The following is a 20,892-nucleotide window of genomic DNA, read 5'->3' as shown; positions in this document are numbered from 1 at the left end:
CCCCGTGGGAGAGGGAGGCCTAGAAGGCGCCGATGCTGAAGTGGATCTGCCCGATGGGCTCGTTGAGCGTCTCGTCGGGGTCCAGGTTGACGCCCACGTCGAAGGCCAGCGGGCCCACGGGCGTCACGTAGCGGAAGCCCACGCCCGTCGAGTAGCGCAGCGCCGTGAGCTTGAAGTTCGTCCGATCCAACCAGAGGTTGCCGGCCTCCAGGAAGAGGCCCACGTCGAACGAGGAGCGCACGGGGACGCGCAGCTCGGCCTTGCCCAGGGTGAAGAGCTCACCGCCCTCGCTGATGGGCGCCTGGCCGCCGAGGATGGTGAGCAACTCCGAGCTGCACCCGGACGGGTGGATGAGCGAGCGGCAGTCGGCGAGCTGGCGCCGCAGCTCCGTGCGCCGGTCCTCGCCCAGGATGCCGTCCTCGCGGAAGCCGCGCAGGCTGCTGGAGCCGCCCAGGAAGAAGCGCTTGGAGCCGATGACGCGCGCGTCCTTCTCCAGCGGGACGATGGTGCCGCCGCGCAGCGACAGCGCCAGCACCGCCCGGGACATCAGCGGCGCGTACACGCTCACGTTGCCGGACAGCTTCACGCCGTTGATGGGCAGCGCCGCCAGCGGCTCGCCCGAGCTGGTGGTCTCCGACGAGCTGATGTCCCGCATCCACTCGGCGCTGGTGGACACCAGCAGGCCCTTGTGCGGATTGGCCGGGTCATCGCGCAGGTCCACCGCCGCGGCCGAGCGCAGCGAGTGCAGGATGAAGAAGCCGAACGGGAAGCGCAGCCGCTCCTGGTCCGCGCGGCTCGGCGTGGAGAGCACGCGGTCTCCGGGCTGCAGCAGGTTGCCCTCCAGCTCGTACTGCAGCGTGAGGCTCAGCCAGCGCGTGGCCGACCAGTCCAGGCCCGTCACGGCGGCGACTCGCGAGGACAGGTACGAGGGCCGCTGCACGCGCTCGCCGATGAGGTCCAGGCGCGCGCCCACCTCGAAGGGCAGCAGGAGGTGGAGCCGCGGCTGCACCGCCGACAGCACGGCGCGCCCGCCAAAGTCGCTCAGCCACGCATAGCGCCCGGGCTGGACGCACTCGTCCGGCAGGGCCTCGCAGCGGACCCTGGCGAGGCTGGCCTTCTCCAGCCCCTGGGTGCTCCACCCCACGTAGTTGAGCTTCAACCGGCCCGACAGGTTGAGCCCGCGCCCGTCCACGTTCGTCCGGGCCGCGTCCAGCACCAGCCGGGGGCCTTCCGAGAGGAAGTACCCGCCCGCGACCTCGCCCTCCCAGCGCGGGCGCTCGCGCACCTCCACCACCACGTCCTTGCTGGCCTCGGGCACGTCCGGCTTCTCCAGCCGCACCGTCACCTGCCGGAAGATGTTGAGGAGCGCGAGCCGGCGCTGGCTCTCGTAGAGCTTCTCCGGGTCCACCACCTCGTCTTCCTTGATGAGCACCGTGGCCCGCACCACCTCCTCGTTGGTGCGCGAGGTGCCACGGATGAGGACGCGGCCCACCGTCACCCGCTGTCCGGGCTCCAGCCGGTAGAGGACGTTCACGGGCCTCGCGGCCAGCTTCGCCCCGGACTCGCCGCCGGCCGGCTTCGGCTCCGCCTCCGCTCGCGCGAAGAGGTAGCCCTGGCGCCCCAGCTCCGTGACGAGCGCCTGCCGCCCGCGCTCCACCGCCTCGCGGTTCAGCGGCTCGCCGGCCTTCACCGGCACCAGCTTGTGGCCGTCGAAGCCCCGCGGGCCGCCGTCGATGCGAACCTCGGCCACGCGCATCAGCGTGCCCTCGTTCACGTCGAACCAGGCCACCGCCGTGCCCCGGGCCACGTTCGTGCGCAGCCGGGTGAAGCGCACCTCGGCCTCCAGGAAGCCCCGCTCGTGGTAGGCCTCCGTCATCAGCTCCGCGGCCTCGCGGTAGGCATCCTCGACGAAGACGGTGGCGGGCTCGCTCACCCACTCGGGCGGACCGGGGCGGCGCGTGCCCGGCCCCATCTCCAGCACCTCGCTCAGGCGCGCCGGCGTGGCGGGCTGGGGCTCATTGGCGCGGATGCGCTCGGTGAGCATCTCGCGCAGCACCTCGTTGGAGAGCAGCGTGTTGCCCCGGAAGATGACGCGGCGCACGTACAGCGGGCGGCCCTCCTCGAGGGCGAAGGCGAGCACCGCCTCCTCGCCGTCGGGGCGCGGCACCTCGCGCGGCTCCACGTGCACGTCGTTGAAGCCCCGGTAGCGGTAGAAGGCCTCGAGCCGCCGGGCCAGCCGTCCCACCGTCGCGGAGTCCAGCGGCTCCGAGCCGTCATAGGCGAGCACGCGCTCGAGCAGCGTGTCCGCGAAGTGGTGGTTGCCATGGAAGTGCAGGGAGAAGCGCGGCCCGGCGGAGACGGGCACCACCACCGTGGCCGACGCGCCCTTGGCGATGAGGGGCTGGCCCACGTTGGCGCGCCAGTACCCGCGCTCGCGCAGCAGCGTGCGCAGCCGCTCCAATCCGGAGTCCAGGCCCGCGCGGTCCAACACGCCGCCCACCCGCAGGCCCAGCGTCTCGAGCAGCTCGGACAGCGGCAGGCCGGGGCTGCCCGTCACCGACACCGCCTCCACCTTCGTGGGGTTGCCCTCGAAGAAGGTGAAGGCCAGCGCCACGCCTCCGGAGACCGGCTCGCGAGAGGGCACGATGCGCACGTCGTTGTAGCCCTGGCCCTGGTAGGCGCGGGACAGGCCCTCCATGGCCACCTGGAGCGACTCCTCCTCGAGCCGCTGGCCCACGGCGATGCCATGGGTGCGCAGCACCTCGCGCAGGGCCGCGTCACCGAGGACGACGTTGCCCTCGAGGCCGATGCGCACCACGGGCTGCATGGCCGTGAGCTCGAACACCACGCGCACGCCGCCCTCGACCTCCACCGAGCGCACGACGATGTCGGCGAAGCGCCCGCTGGCCCACAGCCGCTCCACCGAGCGCCGCACCGCGCGGGCCGACAGGGCCTGGCCCTTGCGCACCGCCACCAGCTCGCCCAGCCCCGCCGCGTCCATGTCCACCGGCAGGTGCAGCTCCACCGCCATCACCGTGGGGCCGGAGGGCAACGCGGGCACCACGGGTTGGACGGGAAACTCCTGCGGCCGAGCCACGGCGGGGAACAGCAGCACCGCCAGCACCAGGGCAAACGCCAGCCCTACTCGGACTCCCAGCCCAGTTTGAGCTCGAGTCCAAGGTTCCCCAGGTTGCCGAAAGCGTTCTCGGTGTGCTCGTTGTCCCACTGAAGCTGCGCGGAAAGGCGGTTGTCGAAATGGTACTCGGCACGCGCGCGTGTTCCACGCCCGCTGACGGGTTGCGTCAGCCCAATCTTAAGCTGCTCCGTGAGGAACTTCGACTCCAAGCGAGCGGTGGGCTCCGCTTGCTGGGTGGCGTCGTTGTAGGTGGTGGAAATCTGGAGGGACAGGTCCTTGAGGACCGGGTTGTTGGGTAGGAAGCGCTGCACCTGCCGGTCCAGGCCGGAGATGTTGAAGAAGGCCTCGGCGGCGAGCCCCACGCTGGCCGAGGCCGCCGAGTCCTTGTCCGTGCTGGTGAGACCCAGGGTGAGGAGCGAGATGACATCGCCCTCGGACAGGAGCGGCTCCGAGGAGAGGAGCACCTGGGGAGCGGCCGGGCGGCCGAACGCGTGCATTTTCACCTGGTACTCGCGCACCTGGGCCTGGGCGCGCAGGTCGAAGACGGGGTCGATGTCGTAGCGGTCCTGGAACTCGATGACGCCGCGGCTGATGGTGAACTGGTTGTTGCGGAAGAAGGCCTGGCTGCCCTCGGCGGTCTCCACGGTGCCGAGGACGCCGGGGCGCACGTTGGTGCCGGTGAGGCGCAGCGAGCCGGTCAGCCGCGCGCGGGCCAGGTTGTTGTCCACGCGCACATCGCCCAGTTGCAGGCCGACGTCGAAGAAGAGGTACTCGCGGGGCTTCTCGGTGGAGGTGGGAAGCACGGTGCGGCGGGCGAACCGCTTGAGGATGTCGTCCAGCTCCAGGCCACGGCGGTAGCGCAGGTTGCGGATGTCGAGCGCGCCGCCGAGTTGCAGCGCGTCCGGGTTGCCGGTGAGCCACAGCTTGCCCGTGGTGTTGAAGGGCACGTCCTCGTGGAAGCGCGTGGCCACGTCGGAGAGGGAAACGTTGAGCTTCACCTCGGTGGGATGGAGGTCGGCCAGGTGCACCTCGCCGTCGGCCAGCAGCTCACCCTCGTTGAGCTGGCCCGCGAGGGACTGCAGGAAGATGTGCTGCTCGGTGAACTCCACCCGCCCCTTCAGGCCTCGAACCGACAGGGGCTGATCCCTCAGGGACAGCTTCGCGTCCTCGATGTTGGCCGTGCCCGCGAGCTTGGGGCTGCCCGGGTTGCCGGTGGCCTGGGCGTTGAGCACCACGCGGCCGCCAGTGCGCACCAGCATGGGAGAGAGGGACTCGAGCAGGCGCAGCTCCATGGAGCCGCTCAGCAGCAGCTGCATCTTGTCCAGCCCCACCCAGCCCTCCGCGGACAGCACGGTGTCCGGCCCGCGGAAGGTGAAGGAGGGCACGTCCAGCCGGCCGTTGGCGTAGTTGAGCGAGATGGGGGCCTCGTTGGAGCCGGAGAGCTCCCCACGCGACAGGGTGAGCCGCTCCACGGTGGCGTTCATCTGGAGCGACTGCGTGTTCTTCAGCGCGCCCTGCGCCTTCACCACGGCCTTCACCGAGCCGGACAGGCCCTGGGTGAACTCGTTGGCGGGCAGCAGCGGACGGATTTCGGGCAGCTCCAGCGTCAACGCCGCCTCGAAGGGGTACGGCTCCTTCACGCTCATCCTGAGGTAGCCGCTCGTGTCGCGCGAGGGACGGCCGGCCACCAGCAGCTCGCGCCCTTCCAGCCGCGCCTCCAGGCCCATGTTGCCCAGGTTGCGGTCGGCGAACGTCACCTGCGGGCCCCACACGCGGGCCGTCGTCACCGGCACGTCCGTGTTGCCCGACACCGTGCCCTCGAGCAACAGCGCGCCCTGCACCCCCAGGCGCCTGGCCGGCTCGGGGCCCACGAGCTCCGTCAGCGACAGGTGCTCGCCGCCGAAGCGGTAGTCCAGCACGCCCTTGTCGGGACCGGAGAAGACGAAGCTGCCGTCCACCCAGGTGCGGCCCAGCTGGCCCTCGAGCACCGTGCGCTCCAGCACCATGGCCTTGCCATCGTCGAAGCGCAGCCGCGCCGAGCCGTTGCCCATGCGCCGCCCGTAGTACGTGGTGTCCTTGAGCTCGAGCGCCACCAGCCCCTCGAATTGGTCCAACGGGCTGTCGATCTCCACCCGGCCCGACACCTCGCCCTGCACGGGGCCTTGCATGAGGGAGACGTTGGGGTGCATCGGGGCGATGAGATCGATGAGGTCCTCGGTGCGGCCCTTGGGCACCTGGATATCGGTGCGCAGGTGCAACGAGCGCCCGAAGGTGACCGCCGCGTTGCCGAAGTACTGGGTGCGCCCCTTCTGTCCGGAGAGGGTGGGGAAGCCCAGCACCTTGTCCGCGTACGTCACCTTGCCCTGCACCACGCCCAGGTCGAGGTCCCAGAACTCGAAGTCGCGCAGCGACAGGCTCGCGCCAATCTTCACCTCCGAGTACGGGCCCTCGATGGTGGTGCTCGCCGTGCCGCGCCCCGACCAGCGCAGCCCCGCGATGTGGCCGAAGTCGGAGAGGTCCATGTCGCCGCGGGCGTTGACGAGCAGGCCCTTCTGCGAGTCGTAGAAGAGCGTCACCTCGCCGCCCAGGCGCGAGCGGCCCGAGTCGATGTCGATGTCCGTGAAGGTGACGCGGTCCGCGAGCAGCGACACGTGGGAGCGCACGTGGCCGCGCTCGTAGGTGAGCAGCGTGCGGCCGGAGGACTCGGGCGCGGTGTAGGCACGGGTGGCGAGCATGAAGCGGCCGTGGCTCATGGACAGCTCACCCGACAGGTTGAGCCGGGGCGTCAGCGTGCCGGACAGGTGGGCCCTGGCCGAGGCCGGGAAGTCCACCCACGAGCCCGTCAGGCCGGCCTTCTCGAGGAGGAGGCCGAACGAGGCGTCGTGCGTCTCGACGTCCACGTCCACCGGAAAGCCCGGACGCAGCCCGAGCGTGCCGGTGATGCGCGCGTCTCCCGTGCCGATGGGAACGAGCAGCTCCTCCACCGTCACCAGGTCGTCGGCGTAGGCCAGCCGCGCGGTGAGCGAGCCCGGCGAGTACTTCCCATAGGCGAGCCCGCTGCCCGACAGCTCCACGGACACGCTGGGCGCCGCGGGACGGCCGTTCACCGTGAGGCGCGTCCAGAGGTGGCCCTCGGCGGGCCTGGGCAGCAGCCCCGCGCGGGACAGCGTGCGCAGCGGCAGGAACACCTGGGCGTCCAGCGCGAGCACCGGCTCGCACAGCTGCTCCACGCGGCCGGAGATGTTCACCGTCACGTCGTCCAGCGCCGCCTCGGCACGGTCCAGCTCCAGCAGCTCCTCGTCCACGTCCAGCGCCCCCGAGAGCGCCAGCCGTCCGAGGGCGAGCTCCTGTCCCGGAGCCAGCCGCACCAGGCCGCGCCGGGCCTCCACCTCGAACTCCTCCTCGCCCCAGCGCTCGCGCAGGGCCACGTCCAGCTCGGACACCTCCACCTGCCGGCCGCCGGGCAGCGTCAGCCGCACCTCCGCGCCGGTGATGGCCAGCCGGGACAGGCGCAGGTGCCGCAGCGGTTTGAGCGGGCACACGCCCGGCTCGCTCGAGGGCGCACGCGGACGCGACAGGTCCAACGCGAGCCGCGGCCGGTGCACGCGCACCATGTCGAAGGCGAGCTGGCCGGAGAACGGGTTGGGCAGGCCGAGCTGCACCTCGGCCGAGTCCGCGGCGAGCAGGGGCGAATCGGAGCCCTTCTCGAAGACGGAGATGCCGCGGAGGATGAGCCGCTGGCCGAGTGGATCCACCTCACACTGGCCGATGCCGACGTCCAAGCCGAGCAGCGTGGGGAGCTGGCGCCGGGCCTGGGTGCACAAGCTGTCCCAGGCGATGCGCGTGCGCAGGAAGAGCACCGTCCCCAACACGAGCGTGAGGACGATGAGCCAGAGTGGCGCCTTGCGTGCGCCCTGCTGCCTTTTGCGCGGAGCCAAAACCGCTACAGCTTACCCAGTCCCTCGAGGTAGCGGTCGATCTCCGCGAGGTCCACCTTGGAACCGCCGCCTGCCCGACTGCTGGCCGCCACGGCCACGGCGGGCTTCTCGGGCTTCTGTTGACCCTCGGGCAGCGCCGAGCCCTGCAGGCCCAGGTTGTCGGCGACGCGATGGATGAGCTTGTCGCCGATGATCTGCTCGCGGGCCAGGAAGGCCTCGAAGAGGGCGTTGTCGCAGATGCTGTTGATGACGCGCGGGGTGCCGCCCGAGCGCTGGTGCACGGCCGCCAGGGACTCGGCGGTGAAGGGCATGCGCGGGGAGCCGGCCAGCCGCAGGCGGTGCTTGATGTAGGCCTCGGTGGACTCGGCGGTGAAGGGCTCCAGCTTGTAGCGGAGCGCCACGCGCTGGGCGAGCGGCGGGTCCAGCTTGAGGTTCTTCTCGATCTCCGGCAGGCCGAAGAAGACGAAGGAGATGAGCTTGCGCTCGGGGACCTCCAGGTTGAGCAGACCCCGGAACTCCTCCATGAGCTCGCGCGTCTCCAGCATCTGCGCCTCGTCGATGAGGACGACGGCCTTCTTGCCGGACTCGTAGATTTGCAGCAGCCGCTGGTAGAGCTGGGACAGGAGGGCCAGCTTCTCCTGGGCGGGGTTCTCCACGCCCAGCTGCAGGGCGATGCGCCGCAGCAGCCAGTTGGCGGTGATGCCCGAGTGGATGATGACGAGCAGCGCGGCCTCGTACTCGGCCTCGGGCAGCGAGTCGAGCATGCGGCGGGCGAGTGTCGTCTTGCCCGCGCCGATGTCACCCACCAGGATGGACAGGCCCTTCATGTAGCTGACCGAGTGCATCAGCCGGGTCAGCGCCTGGGAGTGCTGGGCCGAGTTGTAATAGAAGCGGCTCACCGGAGCGTTGGAGAAGGGCTCCTGGGTGAGCTCGAAGTAATCGAGGTAGGTCGTCATGGGCTCGGCGGACCTCGGACAGCGCTAGACGTAGCCAACCTTGCGCGGCTTGGCTGCACCAGCAGCCGCGGGGGGAGCGGCTGGAGCGGCGGGAACGGACGCACGGGCACCCGCCGCGGGGGATGCACCATTGGACCCGGGCTTGGGTCCGGAAGGCAGGGGATCGGCCACCGGGGAGGTGGTGGCGGCCAGGCGCTCCACGTGGCTGGAGACCTCGCGGAACTTCGGGTCGAGCGCGGCCACGCGCTGGAAGTGGTAGAGGGCCTTGCCCGACTCGCCGGTGGCCTCGTAGGCCATGCCCAGCTCGAAGCCGATGGCCTTGGCGACCTCACCGATGGCGTGCTCGCTGGCGAGCGCCTGCTTGAAGGTGCTCACCGACGCGGCGGCATCGCCCTTCTGGACCTGGAGCAGGCCGGTCATCGTGAGGCAGTCCACCTCACGCTTCTTGCCCATGCAGCCCTCGCGCGCCACGGCGAACTCGTTGAGGGCGTCGTCGATGAGGCCCATCTCGCGGTAGGCGATGCCCAGGTCGTAGTGCGTGTCCACGTCCTCGGGCTTGACCACCTTGGCGAGGCCCTTCTTGAACTCGGCGAACACCTCCTCCACCGAGTACTGGAAGTCCTCCTCGACAACGGGGGCCGCGGGCTGCTCGCCGCCCAGGTCGCCGAACTCGCCGGCCAGCTCCGCCGCCAGGTCGAACGCGTCGCGCTCGGCGGGGGACTCGCCCAGCGCGGGCACCGAGGGCACGGAGACGGGCTGCTCCTCGGCCGCCTCGGGCTCCTCGGCCGCGGGGGCACCGCCGGACTCGAGCGCCTCGAGCCGGGCCATCAGCTCTTCCGCGCGCGCGTGGCCCGGGAAGGCGATCATCACCGTCTCGAGAATCTCGCGCGCCTCCTCGAGCAGACCCTGGTCGAGGAAGAAGCTGGCCTCGTCGCACTCCTCGCCCGCCGGCTCCTCCAGGGGCTCCTCGACAACGGGAGGGGGCGCGGGCTTGGGAGCGGGCTGCGCCTTGGCGGCGGGAGCGGGCTGCGCCTTGGCGGCGGGAGCGGGCTGCGCCTTGGCGGCGGGCGCCGGCTGGGCCTTGGTCGCGGCGGGCGCGGGGGCCGGAGCCGGGGCCTTGGTGGGCGCCGGCTGCGCCTTGGCCACGGGCGCGGCCACCACGGGCGCGGGCTCCTCGAGCTCGTAGGAGCCGAGCGACGGCGAATCCACCGGAGTGCCCTCGTCGTCCTCGGGCACCAGGGCAGCGCCAATGGACGTGGGCTCGGACTCGAAGCCGTCCAGCTCCGCCGGGCGCATCGCCACCCGGGTGGGCATGTCGTCCGGCTCGGGGAAGGCGGCGTCGTCCGAGAAAGCGTCCTGGAGGAACTGCGCCGAGGGCGCCGCCACCTGCGTGGGGGGCGAATCGTCGTCGCCGAGCGCCATCGAGTCGCCGGCGTCCGCCAGCAGAGGCTCGTCCTCGACGGAGGAGGCGGCCGCGAGCGCGGCGTCATCCGCGCCGACCGGCTCCATGAAGACGGTGGTGGCCTCCTCGGGCTCGTCGCCGGCGCCGAAGAGGGGCTCGTCGCCGGACACCACGGCACCCGGCTCGTCCGCCAGCACCACGCCGTCCTCGGAGTCCGCGGGGACGCCGAACTCGCCGGAGAGGATCTGCGCCTCTTCCTCCTCGTCCACGCTGCTCGCCGAGACGAGGGCCAGCTCGTCACCCGGCGGGTGCTCCAGGGCGTCCGGAGGGGCGTCGGCGACGACGATCTCGTCGTCGTTGGAGTCCACCAGGATGGCGTCCTCGCCCACCGACTCCACCTGCACGCCCGACACGGCTGTCGCCGCGACATCGGACTGAAGCACGGCGAGGAAGGCCGGCACCTCGGGGTGGCCGGGGTTCTGCTGGAGGATGGTGGCCAGGTACGGCTGGGCGCGCTGCACCTCCGCGCGGCGCGTGCACAGGCGCAGCACGTTCAGCAGCTGCTCACTGGCCTGGGCCGCGTTCCCGGAGGCGACGTAGATGTGGTACGCCTTCTCGTGCGCGTCGAGGTTCTCCGGGTCCACCGCGAAGATCTTCCGCAGGTGCTCGAGCGCCTTATCGTGCAGGCCGTATTTGACGTAGACGTCCGTCTCCGTCAGCAGCTTGGAGAACTGCTCCTTGCCGGGCTGGGCCGGGGCCGCCGCCTGGGCGGGCGCGGGGGCCGCCGGAGCCGGAGCCGCGGTGGGAGCCGGAGCGGGCGCGGGGGCCGGAGCCGCGGCCTTCGCGGCGGGAGCGGGCTGGGGAGCCGGAGCGGGCGCCGGCGCCGGCTGGGGAGCCGGGGCCTGCTGCACCGGGGCCGGAGCGGGCGCCGCGGCGGCGCTGGGACCCTGCGCCCGGTACTCGGCCAGCTCCGCATCGGCGGGATCCAACTCGGCGACGCGGTTCCAGATGTTGGCGGCGTCCTGGTTGCGGCCGCGCTCCTGGTAGACCTTGGCCAGCTCCTTGTAGACGGAGATCGTCTTCGCCGTCTGCCCGAGCCCGTGGAAGGCCTGGGCGAGCATGTTCAGCGTCTCGATGTCACGCCCGTCGGCCTTGAAGCACACCTGGAGCCGGGCGAGCGCGCGCTTCTGATCTCCGCGCGCCAGGTACTGCTGGGCCAGGTCCCTCGCCATCGCGACGTTGTCCGGATCCAACGTGGACAACCGCTCCGCGACGCGGAACCAGTCATCCATCCGGTTGTTGCGCTTGAGGTACTCGGCGGCCTTCTTGAACTCCTGCGTGGCCTCGCGCGTGAGGTTCTCGCGCGCGTACAGCTCGGCGAGCTTGATCTTCGACGCCACGTTCTCGGGGTCGAGATCCACCATCTTCTTGAGCGTATCCAGGGAGTTCTTGACGTCGCCGGCCTTCTCGTAGTGGTTGGCGACGATCTGGAAATACGCCATGGCCTCGGACATCAGTCCGAGCTGCTGATGGAGCTCCGCCAGCTTGAGGTTGACCTCGAGCAGGTTGGGATTGAGCTTGAGGACCTGCTTGTAGAGCGCGACGGCCTTGAGGAAGAAGCCGTCGGCCGAGTAGCCCTCGGCGACCTTGGTGAAGTAGTGGGCCGCCTGAACGTTGTCGTTCTTCTTCTGGTACAGCTCCCCCATCTTCTGGAGGACGCGGCCGTCCTTGGAGTCTACTTCCAGGACCTTCTGGTACTCCTTGATGGCCTTGTCGTAGGCGCCCTTCGCGACGAGCTTGGCGGCGGCTTCGATGATCTTGTTCTTGTCCATCGAGCGTGGGCTTCCTGCCGAGCGAAACCCCCGGAAAACCTGGGGTTTCTGCTTCCTTCAAGGAGACAGCGAGGGAGGCCCGAGGCTAACGGAATCCTCCCTCGCGGGTCAAGGAATCCACCCGCCCCAACCCCCTTTCGGATCAGGGGGTTGCGCGATGAGCAGCCGAGCAGGCTTGGCCTACGGGGTCTCCTCGATGGCCTTGCGCAGCCGATGCGAGCCCGTCTCGGAGGCGAGCAGCCGTTCGACGAAGCGCGTGTCGTAGTTGCCCTCGACGAAGGCATCCTCCGCCATGGCCGCCCGATGGAACGGGATGTTGGTGCGGATGCCCTGCACCACGTACTCGCCCAGCGCCCGCTGCATGCGGCGGATCGCCGTCTGCCGGTCCTCCGCGTAGACGATCAGCTTGGCCAGCAGGCTGTCGTAGTACGGCAGCACCGTGTAGTTCTCGTACGCACTGGAGTCCACCCGCACGCCGTAGCCACCCGGAGCGCTGTAGGCCGTGATCTTGCCCGGCCAGGGCGCGAAGGTGATGGGGTCCTCGGCGTTGACGCGGCACTCAATCGCGTGGCCGCGCATCTGGATGTCTTCCTGCTTGCGCTTGAGCGGCTCGCCCGAGGAGAGCTTGATCTGCTCGCGTACCAGGTCGATTCCGGTGACGAGCTCGGTCACCGGGTGCTCCACCTGGATGCGGGTGTTCATCTCCATGAAGTAGAAGCGCCCGTTCTCATCCAGCAGGTACTCGATGGTGCCCACGTTGTTGTAACCGAGCTTCTCCATGGCGCGGATGGAGATCTCCCCCATCTGCTGGCGCAGCTCGGGGGTGAGTGCCGGCGAGGGGCTCTCTTCGATCAACTTCTGGTGGCGGCGCTGCACCGAGCACTCGCGCTCACCCAGGTGGATGATGCGCCCGTGCTCGTCGGCCACGACTTGAATCTCGATGTGGCGCGGCTTCTCCACGTACCGCTCGATGTAGAGGTCGCCGTTGCCGAAGGAGGCCACGGCCTCGGCCGCCGCGGTGGAGAAGGCCTGGGCCAGGGCGCTCGGCTCGCGGACGATCTTCATGCCCTTGCCGCCACCGCCGGCCGCCGCCTTGAGGATGACCGGGAAGCCGATCTCCCTGGCGAAGACCTCGGCCTCCTGGGGATTCTTCACCGTCCCGATGCTGCCGGGCAGCAGGGGCAGGCCGGCCTCACGCGCCGCGTTGCGCGCCCGCACCTTGTTGCCCATCAGCGAGATCATCTCCGGCCGGGGGCCGATGAAATGAATCTTGCAGTCCCGGCACACCTTGGCGAACTCGGAGTTCTCCGAGAGGAAGCCGTAGCCCGGGTGGATGGCATCCGCGCGGGTGATCTCCGCGGCGGACAGCAGCTGCGGGATGTTGAGGTAGCTCTCCTTGGAGGGCGGCGGACCGATGCACACCGACTCATCGGCGAACCGCACATGCAGAGCGTTGGCGTCCGCCGTGGAGTGCACCGCCACGGTGGCGATGCCCAGCTCGCGGCAAGCGCGGATGACCCGCAGGGCGATTTCCCCGCGGTTGGCGATCAGCACCTTCTTGAACACGATGTCGTGCCTCCGCGGGGCGCTCGAGCGCCCACGTATGTCAGACCGGCTCGATGCGGAACAGCGCCTGGCCGAACTCGACCGGCTGCCCATTCTCCACGAGAATCTCCGCCACGCGACCCGCCACGTCGGCCTCGATCTCGTTCATCAGCTTCATGGCCTCGATGATGCAGAGGACCTGACCCTTCTTCACCACCGAGCCCACGTCCACGAAGGCCGGCTGATCCGGGGCGGGCGTCCGGTAGAACGTCCCCACGAACGGGCTGGTGACGACGTGTCCGGGCTTCTCCGCTCCAGCGGCGGCCGCGGAAACCGAAGCCGCCGCGGACGCCGGAGCGGCCATGCCGGGCGCGGCGGACATCACCGGCGCGGCGGACATCACCGGCGCGGGGCTCACCGAGGGCGAGACCGGGGCCGCGTGGACGATGGTGGGCACCGGCACGGGGCCGCGGCGGATGAACAGCCGCTCCTCGCCGCGCTGCCACACGAGCCGCGTCACCTCGGACGCCTCGAGGATCTCCACGATCTGCCGGAGCGCCTCCACGTCCAGGGACGTGGTGTTGCTCTCCAGGCGAACGCTACCGGTCTGCGCACTGGGCGCGGACTCCGTTCGGATTGCCTTGCGCTTGGTTGCCAATTCCGTCTCCCCTCCCTGAACCGCGCTGGGCGGACTAGCCCGCGGTGGCCACACGCGTGAGGTACTTGCCGTCGCGCGTGTCGATCTTGAGGATGTCACCCTCGTTGATGAAGAGCGGCACGTTGACGGTGTAGCCCGTCTCCAGCGTGGCCGGCTTCAAGGCACCGGACACCGTGTCGCCACGCACGCCCGGATCGCACTTGGTGACCTTGAGGTCCACCGAGTTCGGCAGGGTCACGCCAATGGCCTTGCCGTTGTAGAACATGATGGCGGCGTTGACGTTCTCCTTGAGGAAGTTGCGGGACTCGCCCAGCACTTCCGCGCTGATGAACGTCTGCTCGTAGTTGCGGGTGTCCATGAAGTAGAAGTCACCCGCCTGCTCGTAGAGATACTGCATGTCCTTCTCTTCGATGTCGGGCTTGCCCACCTTGTCGCCGGACTTGAAGGTCGGCTGGAGCACGCGGCCGCTCAGGAGGCTGCGGATGGACGTGCGCACGAACGCCGAGCCCTTGCCCGGCTTGACGTGCTGGAACTCGACGATTTCGAACGGCTCACCGTCGACTTCGATCTTCATGCCCTTGCGGAAGTCGGACGTATCAATCACACCGGCCATGAACGGCTCCTTCGGACAGCTTGAAAAAGTCCGGGGTGTCTAGCCGATGGGGCCGCGCCTTGCAAAGTGGAAAGGCGCGGCGCGGTGCGCCGTCAGCCCGGCAGATTACAGCTCGGCGCGGATCTTCGGGGCGATCACCCGCAGGACGTACCGGCCTTTTCCGTAGTTACCGTCCACCCGAAGCGCAAGCACCAGGAAGTAGTCCGGGGAGATGAGGCGCATCAGCGTCAGCACGCGCTCGCTGTTGACGCTGACCTCCTGCACCTCACCCGTCTTGAGCGTCTCGGCGGCCTGGCGGAGCTGACCGAGCAGGTTGGCGTACTCCACCCAGGCCCCGTTGAGCTCCAGCTCGAGAGCCTCCTCCTTCTGGTGGGTCTCCACGGAGATACCGTCGAAACCCATCACACTACAGGCCAGGGCCCCATCTACCTGGTTGACCACCGACTCGAGGTGCGTGCGGAAGGACATGGCGTCTGGCTTGTAGGAGGCTCGGGGGAGCGGGTCAAGGCCCAGCCTTCACACAATGGATGGGCCCATCCTGGCCGACCACGCCGCAGGTCCCGCTGAGGGACTCGTCCGTGGCGCAGGTGGGCACCGAGGAGCTGGCGAACACGGTGACGGGGAAGGTGAACTCGTTGCTCTCCACCGACTGGCCGCTGCTCAGGTAGCCCTGGCCCTTGATGGTGGTGAGCACGGTGATCGGATCGCCCCCGGGCTGGACCTGCTCCTGCAGGACCTTCAGCGCCTTGGGACCAAAGGCGTACATGAAGAGGTAGCTCTCGTCGGGATTCGTGTCCGCGCGGTAGACGGCGTAGATGGGGACGCGGTCCACCTCGTCCGCGGGCAGCTTGATGCCCGCCGGCGACACCTCGTACGAGTACACCAGCTCGTTGATCGTGACATCCAACCCCTGCCCCGTGCCATTCGCCGGGGTGGCGGTATTGGTCTCGACGCTCGGGGCCATCAGGTAGTTGCTCCCGAGGGCGATATCGAGGCTGCCCCCGGTGATGAACCTATCGGGGGTAGCCGTGCACTCATCCGACTCGAGCTTCAGCGCGCGGACGTTGAGGAACCGCACGGAGGAGTCGCCCTGATTGGACACACAACCCAGCGGCACGCTCATGAGTGCCGCGATCACCATCATTCGCTTCATGAACATCTACTCCTTCGATGGCTCGACGAGCAGCGGCTACAGGGACTGAGCAATCGTCTGCCGGTTGAGGATACGGGGCGTGATGAAGATGAGCAGCTCCTGGCGGTCATCACGCTCGCGGTGGTTCTTGAACAGCAGACCCAGCACCGGAATCTTCGACAGGTAGGGCACCGCGGCCGTCGAGGTGCTGCCCCGGCGCACGTAGATGCCGCCGATGACGGTGGTGTCTCCGTCCTTCACCAGCACCTGGGTGTTGGCCTCCTTGCGCTGGATGGCGGGCTGGCCGTTGGCACCGGTGTTGGCCGGGTCGGGCTGGTTGTTCTGCGCGTTGATGGTCATCAGGATGCTGCCATCCTGGGTGATGTGGGGCGTCACCTCGAGCGACAGACGCGCTTCGACGAAGGTGGTGTTGGCGCCGGAGGCGGACACCTGGCTGAACGGGATGGACACACCCTGGCTGATGCGGGCGGTGTTGTTGTCCAGCGTCGTCACCTTGGGCGCGGAGATGGTCTTCACGACACCCTCGGTCTCCGCCGCGGACAGGCGCAGGTTGATGGCGAGCGCTCCGCCGGCCGAGCCGAAGGAGAAGCCCAGCGCACCACCGGAGCCCAGGCCCACGCCCGCCGGCAGGCTGACGGCGAAGTTGGGCGCGGTGTCGGAGACGCCCGCCGCACCGCCTTCGATACCACCGCCCACGACGACGGAGTTGGGGAAGATGAGGCCGGTGGCGTTGCCCGTGGCCGGAGAGGCCGAGGCGCGGCCACCCCACTGGACACCCAGTTCGCGGCTGAACGAGGTGTTGGCTTCCACGATGCGGCTCTCGATGAGCACCTGCGGCGTCTGGGTGTCGAGGTTGCGCACCAGGGCCCGCGCCTTCTCGATGTTGGCGCGCACGTCCTTGACGATGAGCACGTTGGTGCGCGTGTCCACCGTGACGTTGCCGCGCTCGCTCAGCACGTCCTTCACGCGCGCGGCCATGTCCGAGGCGACCGCGTAGTTCACCGGGACGAGGTTCACCAGCAGCTCCTCCTGCGCGACGAGCGACTTCTTGCGCTCCTGGCGCAGCTTGGCCTCCTCCTCCAGCGTCTTGAGCGGCGCCACGCGCACGATGTTGCCGATCTCCTCCTTGCCCAGCGACTTGGTGCGCAGGACGAGATCCAACGCCTGATCCCAGGGCACGTTGCGCAGGCGGATGGTCACCTTGCCGGTGACATCATCGGCGACGACGATGTTCTTCTTGGAGATCTCCGCGATGACGCGCAGCAGGTTCTGGATGTCGATGTCCTTGAACTCGAAGGACACCTTCTTGCCGCGGTAGCGGGCCTGCTGGGGAGCGCCCTCGGAGGCGTAGGTGGGCGCCTCGGCGGTGAAGCCGGCGGTGCGCTGGGTGAGCGTCACCTGCTCCGTCTTCACGCCATCCTTCACGCTCAGGCGCCAGGACAGGCCGCCGGCCACCTGGCTGACGTTCTCCTCGATGGCGCCGTCCGCGGCCACCACCACGCGCACCCGGTTGCCCTCGCCGGGCACCGAGAAGGCGCTGATCATCTTCACCGGCGTCTCCAGCGCGCTGGTGTCCAGGCTGCGCTCCAGGCGGCGCGGCAGCTTCGCGTTCTCCAGCGTCAGCACCGCGCTGCGGGGATCCGGCCGCTCGACCTTCCAGGCCACCGCGCCCGACAGCTTCAGGTTCACCCGGCCACCGGTGTCGTTCTCGTCGAAGGTCAGGTCCTTGACGTCCATGGGCGCCGGCTGGGCGTCCACGGGCCTGGCGCGCAGGGGCTCGTTCTCGGCCACCACCTTCGCCACCGCCTTCTCGGGGGACTCGGAGGGCGTGGCGGGCTTGCGGGCCACCTTGCCGCCCAGCACCACCGACAGGCCGCGGCCGGTACGCTCCACGCGGTAGGCCGGCATCTCGTCGCGCACGTCCATCACCAGGCGCACCTTGTCCGAGTGCGCGCCCACGCGCAGATCCTTCAGGGGACCGGAGCTCACGCGCGGCGCCTTGGCCGACAGGCCCACGCCGTACACGTCCACCGCGAGCCGCGGCGGGTCCGCCAGCTCCAGCACCTCGTAGCGGGCCACCTCGCCGTCGGCGCGGATGCTCAGCGTGTCACGGGCGAAGGTGAGCCCGGTAATCCGGCGGGCGGGGTGCGCCACGTCGCGCTCGTCCGCCTCGGCCGCCACCACGTTCTCGGGCAGCGGAGCGGACTTCTTCTCGCGCGGCTCGGCCACGGCCGGCTGCGGCGCGGGAGCCACCGGCGCGGCGGGCTCGGCCCGGGCCACCACGGCCGGCGCGGGCTTCACCTCGGGCGCGGCCGGAGCCACCGGCTCGGCCTTGGGCTCGGAGGCCTTCGCCTCGGCGGCCGGCGCGGCGCTCGCCGCTCCGTCCACGGAGATGATGACCCGGTTGCCGTCGGCGCGCACGTCGTACTGCGCGGACTGCTGCAGGGCCACCAGCACCCGGCCGACGCTGGCGCGCTCGTCCGAGAACTGGGAGGCCACCACGCCGGACACAGGTCCCTGGCCCGAGTGGTGCCCCTTGATGCCCGTGGCATCCGCCGACGAGAGATCCACCACCAGCCGCTCCGGACCACTCAACCGGAAGACGGTGAAGGTGGGAGCCCTGGTGCCAGTCACCACCACCTGGGCGCCTGCTCCCGTCTGCACGACCTTCAGGTCGCGCAACGTATTGAGCTCGGCGGCCTGGGCCCCGAAGCCTGCGATGGCAACCGCCAGAACGGCCACCATGCTCATCAACTTGCCCCTCGTCACAGCGCTCTCCTCGAGCATGCTTCCCCTCAACAAGTTGCAGTGGGCCACGGGAGCCGGGCCAACCCGGCTCTCCGCTCACCCGGAGCCTAAGGCTCCCAGTTCTTGCCCGTCATCATGTCGTAGGCGGGGTCCACCCGGCCGTCCTGCTTCAGCTCCAGCTTCACCGGGTTGTAGACCACCCGCTCCGGCGTGGTGATCGTCTCGGTGACGATGACCTCGTCGCGGAGGATCTGCGTCACCTTGCCGCCCTGGCGGCCCATCCGGGTGTTGCGACGCACGATGTGGCCGCGGCCCATCGGGTCTTCCACCATGGCCATCGGGTTGGCGTCACCGGTCACCACCGCCACCAGCTTGAGCTGGTCGATGTCCCACTGGCACAGCGGCTCGTTGCAGGCGGCCACCTGCTGGCCGGGCTGCGGAGTCTCGCGCACCAGATCTTCGATGGGGCTGCGGAACGGATCCCGCTTCCCCACCGGGTTGTATTCGTAGACGTAGGTGGGCCCGGCCACCGCGGTCTCCGCGGCCTTCTCCTTGGGCGTCTCCTGGGCGCGCTTGGGCACGACCGGAGGCGGAGGCGGCGGCTCCTCGCCGCAACCCACGAGCGCGAGGGCCAGTGCCCCCGAGATGAACATGGAGTGGAACGTCTTCATCCGCTGGTCCCCTTGTCGCCCCATTTCCAGGACCGATCAAGTTTCTGCGACTACTTCTTGGTTTCAGCCGGCTTCGTGTTGACGAAGCGGAAGGTGGTGGCGAGGAACGAGGTGTTGAGCACGACCTTCTCGTTCTTCACCTTGGCGCCATCGAGCTTGATGTTGTTGACGTTCACGATGCGCCGCATCGTGGACACCTGCTGCAGGAACATGGCGATCTCGTGGTAGTTGCCGCTCACCACCATCTTGATGGGGATGCGCGCGAAGAAGTCGCCGCCGCCCACCGTCTCGGGGCCCGGCTCCACGCGGGCGATCTCCAGCCCGGACTTCTTGCCAATGTCGTTGAGCTGCGCGAGCAGCTCCTCGACGTCCTTGTTCTCCGGCAGCTCGGTGAGGGCCTCGGCGAGCTTCTGCTCCAGCACGTCCATCTCGCGCCGGCGCTCGTTGAGGTTCTGGGCGATTTCGCTCTTCTCCGCCAGCTCCAGGTCCAGCCGGCGCTGCTCGGCCACCTGCTGCTCCATCTGCTCCTCGAGCGGCTGGATGAGGAAGAAGAAGTTGGCGGCCGTCAGCAGCACCACCAGGGCCGCCAGCCCGCCGAACTTCACCGCGGGGGGCGCCTTCACGATTCTATCGAGGTACTTGTCCATCGTGCCGGTTCCTCAGATGGCGTAGTTGGCGGTGAGAGAGATGTCGAAATCCACCGTGGACGGCTCACCGTTGGCCTTGGCGGGCTGCTGCGCGGTGCTCTTGAGGTCCACGTTGTTGAAGAAGGGCTTGATGTCACCCACCGGGAACTCCTCGATGGTGGCCTCGGCCGCCACGAGCTCCACGCGCGAGGTCTTGGCCTCCTTGCGCTGCTCCACCAGGCGGCCAATCCCCTTGGGCGTCCACACCATGCCGTTGAGGTTGCGCATCAGCTCGGCCACGTCGTCGTGGCTGACGGCCGAACCGGTCACCTTCACGTTGCCGCGCTCCTCGACGAAGGTCTTGATCCACGCCTTCTTCGGGAAGGAGGTGGACAGGGCGTCGAGCATGCGCACGGGGCCGGAGCGGCCACGGCGCAGCTCGTCCAGCACCGCCAGCTTCTTCTCCACCTCGGTCTTGCGGGTGTTGATGTTCTTCACCTCGCCGATCGTCTTGTCCAGGTCGGCGATGCGCGTGCGGGTGGAGTTCAGGGCCTCGGCCTGCTTCTGGACCACGCCGTCACGGTCGGAGTACCAGAAGAAGTTGCCTACGCCAGCGCCAATGAGCACGAGCGCGAAGAGGGCCAGGATCTGCCGGCCCATCTCCCGCTGTACCTTCTTGCGGACTGGCAACAGGTTGATGCGAATCATCATGTGAGTCGGTCCTTCGAGCCTTCAAAAGGAGGGGGAAGAATCAGCCGAGCTTGTCACCCGGGCGGCGCAACGCCAGACCCACGGCCACCGCGGCCATCGGCGCCACCTCCATGATGAAGGCGGGGTCGAACTTGCGGTTGTCCACGTCGATCTTCCGGAAGGGGTTGAGGATCTCCACCGGCACGCCCACGCGCGTCTCGATGGTCTTGAACAGCGCCGGAATCTTGGCGGTTCCGCCCGAGAGGTAGACCTTGGTGAAGTTGGCGTCCACCGCGGTGCCCGCGTAGAAGTCCAGCGAGCGCTGGATTTCACCGGCCACCTGCTCGGCCACGCTCAGCAGCACCCGCTCCACTTCCTGGGGCACCACCGCGTCCGAGTCCCCGCGCGTGCCACCGATCTTCAGCGCCTCCGCCTCCTCGTAGGAGACGTTGAGCTGCTTCTGGATCTCCTCGGTGAACTGGTTGCCACCGATGGTGACGTCGCGGGTGAAGACGGTAATCCCGTTGGAGATGATGTTGATGTTCACCACCGAGGCGCCCGCGTTGATGAGCACCACCGTCTCCTTGTCGGGGACGTCGTAGTTGGAGGCGAACATGTTCTGGACGGCGAAGGCGTCCACGTCCACCACCACCGGCTGCAGCCCCGACTCGGAGACCACGGTGGTGTAGTCGTTGATCATGTCCTTCTTCGCGGCCACCAGCAGCACGTCCATCTGCCCCGTGGCGTCATCCGCCCCCGAGCTGAGGATCTGCGTGTCGATGTTCACGTCCTTCACGTCGAAGGGGATGTACTGCTCCGCCTCCCACTGGATGGACTCCTCGAGCTCTTCCTGCGTCATCCGCGGCATCGGGATCTTCTTGATGATCACCGAGTGACCGCTGACCCCGATCGCGACCTCGCGGT

Annotated in this window: 14 protein-coding genes; all 14 read right to left on the bottom strand. The window is 69.1% G+C overall.

All coding sequences use genetic code 11. The features are described 5' to 3' along the window. Window positions 1-19 precede the first annotated feature (19 nt). Window positions 20-3,064: a POTRA domain-containing protein gene (locus ACJ8AN_RS00735; protein WP_407753231.1), complete on the bottom strand. Its 3,045-nt coding sequence runs from the start codon at window positions 3,062-3,064 to the stop codon at window positions 20-22. 77 nt (window positions 3,065-3,141) lie between these two features. Beyond that, on the bottom strand, window positions 3,142-7,074 hold the full coding sequence (locus ACJ8AN_RS00730) for a translocation/assembly module TamB domain-containing protein (protein ID WP_407753230.1): 3,933 nt from the start codon (window positions 7,072-7,074) through the stop codon (window positions 3,142-3,144). 5 nt (window positions 7,075-7,079) lie between these two features. Further along, window positions 7,080-8,030: an ExeA family protein gene (locus ACJ8AN_RS00725; protein WP_407753229.1), complete on the bottom strand. Its 951-nt coding sequence runs from the start codon at window positions 8,028-8,030 to the stop codon at window positions 7,080-7,082. 24 nt (window positions 8,031-8,054) lie between these two features. Then, window positions 8,055-11,264, bottom strand: coding sequence for a tetratricopeptide repeat protein (locus ACJ8AN_RS00720; protein WP_407753228.1), 3,210 nt, complete (start codon window positions 11,262-11,264; stop codon window positions 8,055-8,057). Between the two features lie 180 nt (window positions 11,265-11,444). Next, window positions 11,445-12,830 (bottom strand): acetyl-CoA carboxylase biotin carboxylase subunit, encoded by a 1,386-nt coding sequence (gene accC / locus ACJ8AN_RS00715; RefSeq protein ID WP_407753227.1) that lies wholly within the window; start codon window positions 12,828-12,830, stop codon window positions 11,445-11,447. A gap of 40 nt (window positions 12,831-12,870) precedes the next feature. After that, entirely contained in the window at window positions 12,871-13,467 is a 597-nt protein-coding gene (gene accB / locus ACJ8AN_RS00710) for an acetyl-CoA carboxylase biotin carboxyl carrier protein (RefSeq protein WP_407753226.1), read from the bottom strand. Window positions 13,468-13,501: 34 nt separating this feature from the next. Further along, window positions 13,502-14,080, bottom strand: a complete 579-nt coding sequence (gene efp, locus ACJ8AN_RS00705) for an elongation factor P (RefSeq protein ID WP_407753225.1) — start codon at window positions 14,078-14,080, stop codon at window positions 13,502-13,504. 105 nt (window positions 14,081-14,185) lie between these two features. Then, on the bottom strand, window positions 14,186-14,548 hold the full coding sequence (locus tag ACJ8AN_RS00700) for a roadblock/LC7 domain-containing protein (protein WP_407753224.1): 363 nt from the start codon (window positions 14,546-14,548) through the stop codon (window positions 14,186-14,188). A 34-nt stretch (window positions 14,549-14,582) separates the two neighbouring features. Further along, on the bottom strand, window positions 14,583-15,233 hold the full coding sequence (locus ACJ8AN_RS00695; protein ID WP_407753223.1) for a hypothetical protein: 651 nt from the start codon (window positions 15,231-15,233) through the stop codon (window positions 14,583-14,585). Between the two features lie 36 nt (window positions 15,234-15,269). After that, window positions 15,270-18,020, bottom strand: a complete 2,751-nt coding sequence (pilQ, locus tag ACJ8AN_RS00690; RefSeq protein WP_407753222.1) for a type IV pilus secretin PilQ — start codon at window positions 18,018-18,020, stop codon at window positions 15,270-15,272. A gap of 68 nt (window positions 18,021-18,088) precedes the next feature. Beyond that, on the bottom strand, window positions 18,089-18,652 hold the full coding sequence (locus ACJ8AN_RS00685) for a pilus assembly protein PilP (RefSeq protein WP_407753221.1): 564 nt from the start codon (window positions 18,650-18,652) through the stop codon (window positions 18,089-18,091). Between the two features lie 50 nt (window positions 18,653-18,702). Beyond that, the gene (locus tag ACJ8AN_RS00680; RefSeq protein WP_407753220.1) at window positions 18,703-19,299 is read right to left on the bottom strand and encodes a type 4a pilus biogenesis protein PilO; all 597 of its coding nucleotides are present in this window, start codon (window positions 19,297-19,299) and stop codon (window positions 18,703-18,705) included. Window positions 19,300-19,311: 12 nt separating this feature from the next. Continuing rightward, window positions 19,312-19,989, bottom strand: coding sequence for a PilN domain-containing protein (locus ACJ8AN_RS00675; protein ID WP_407753219.1), 678 nt, complete (start codon window positions 19,987-19,989; stop codon window positions 19,312-19,314). Between the two features lie 40 nt (window positions 19,990-20,029). Then, window positions 20,030-20,892: type IV pilus assembly protein PilM (gene pilM, locus ACJ8AN_RS00670; protein ID WP_407753218.1), on the bottom strand; the 863-nt coding region annotated here is incomplete at its 5' end.

It is taken from the genome of Archangium sp., from assembly GCF_045802675.1.
In the GTDB taxonomy this organism is placed as follows: Bacteria; Myxococcota; Myxococcia; order Myxococcales; family Myxococcaceae; genus Archangium.
This window is presented reverse-complemented; position numbering and strand designations above follow the sequence as displayed.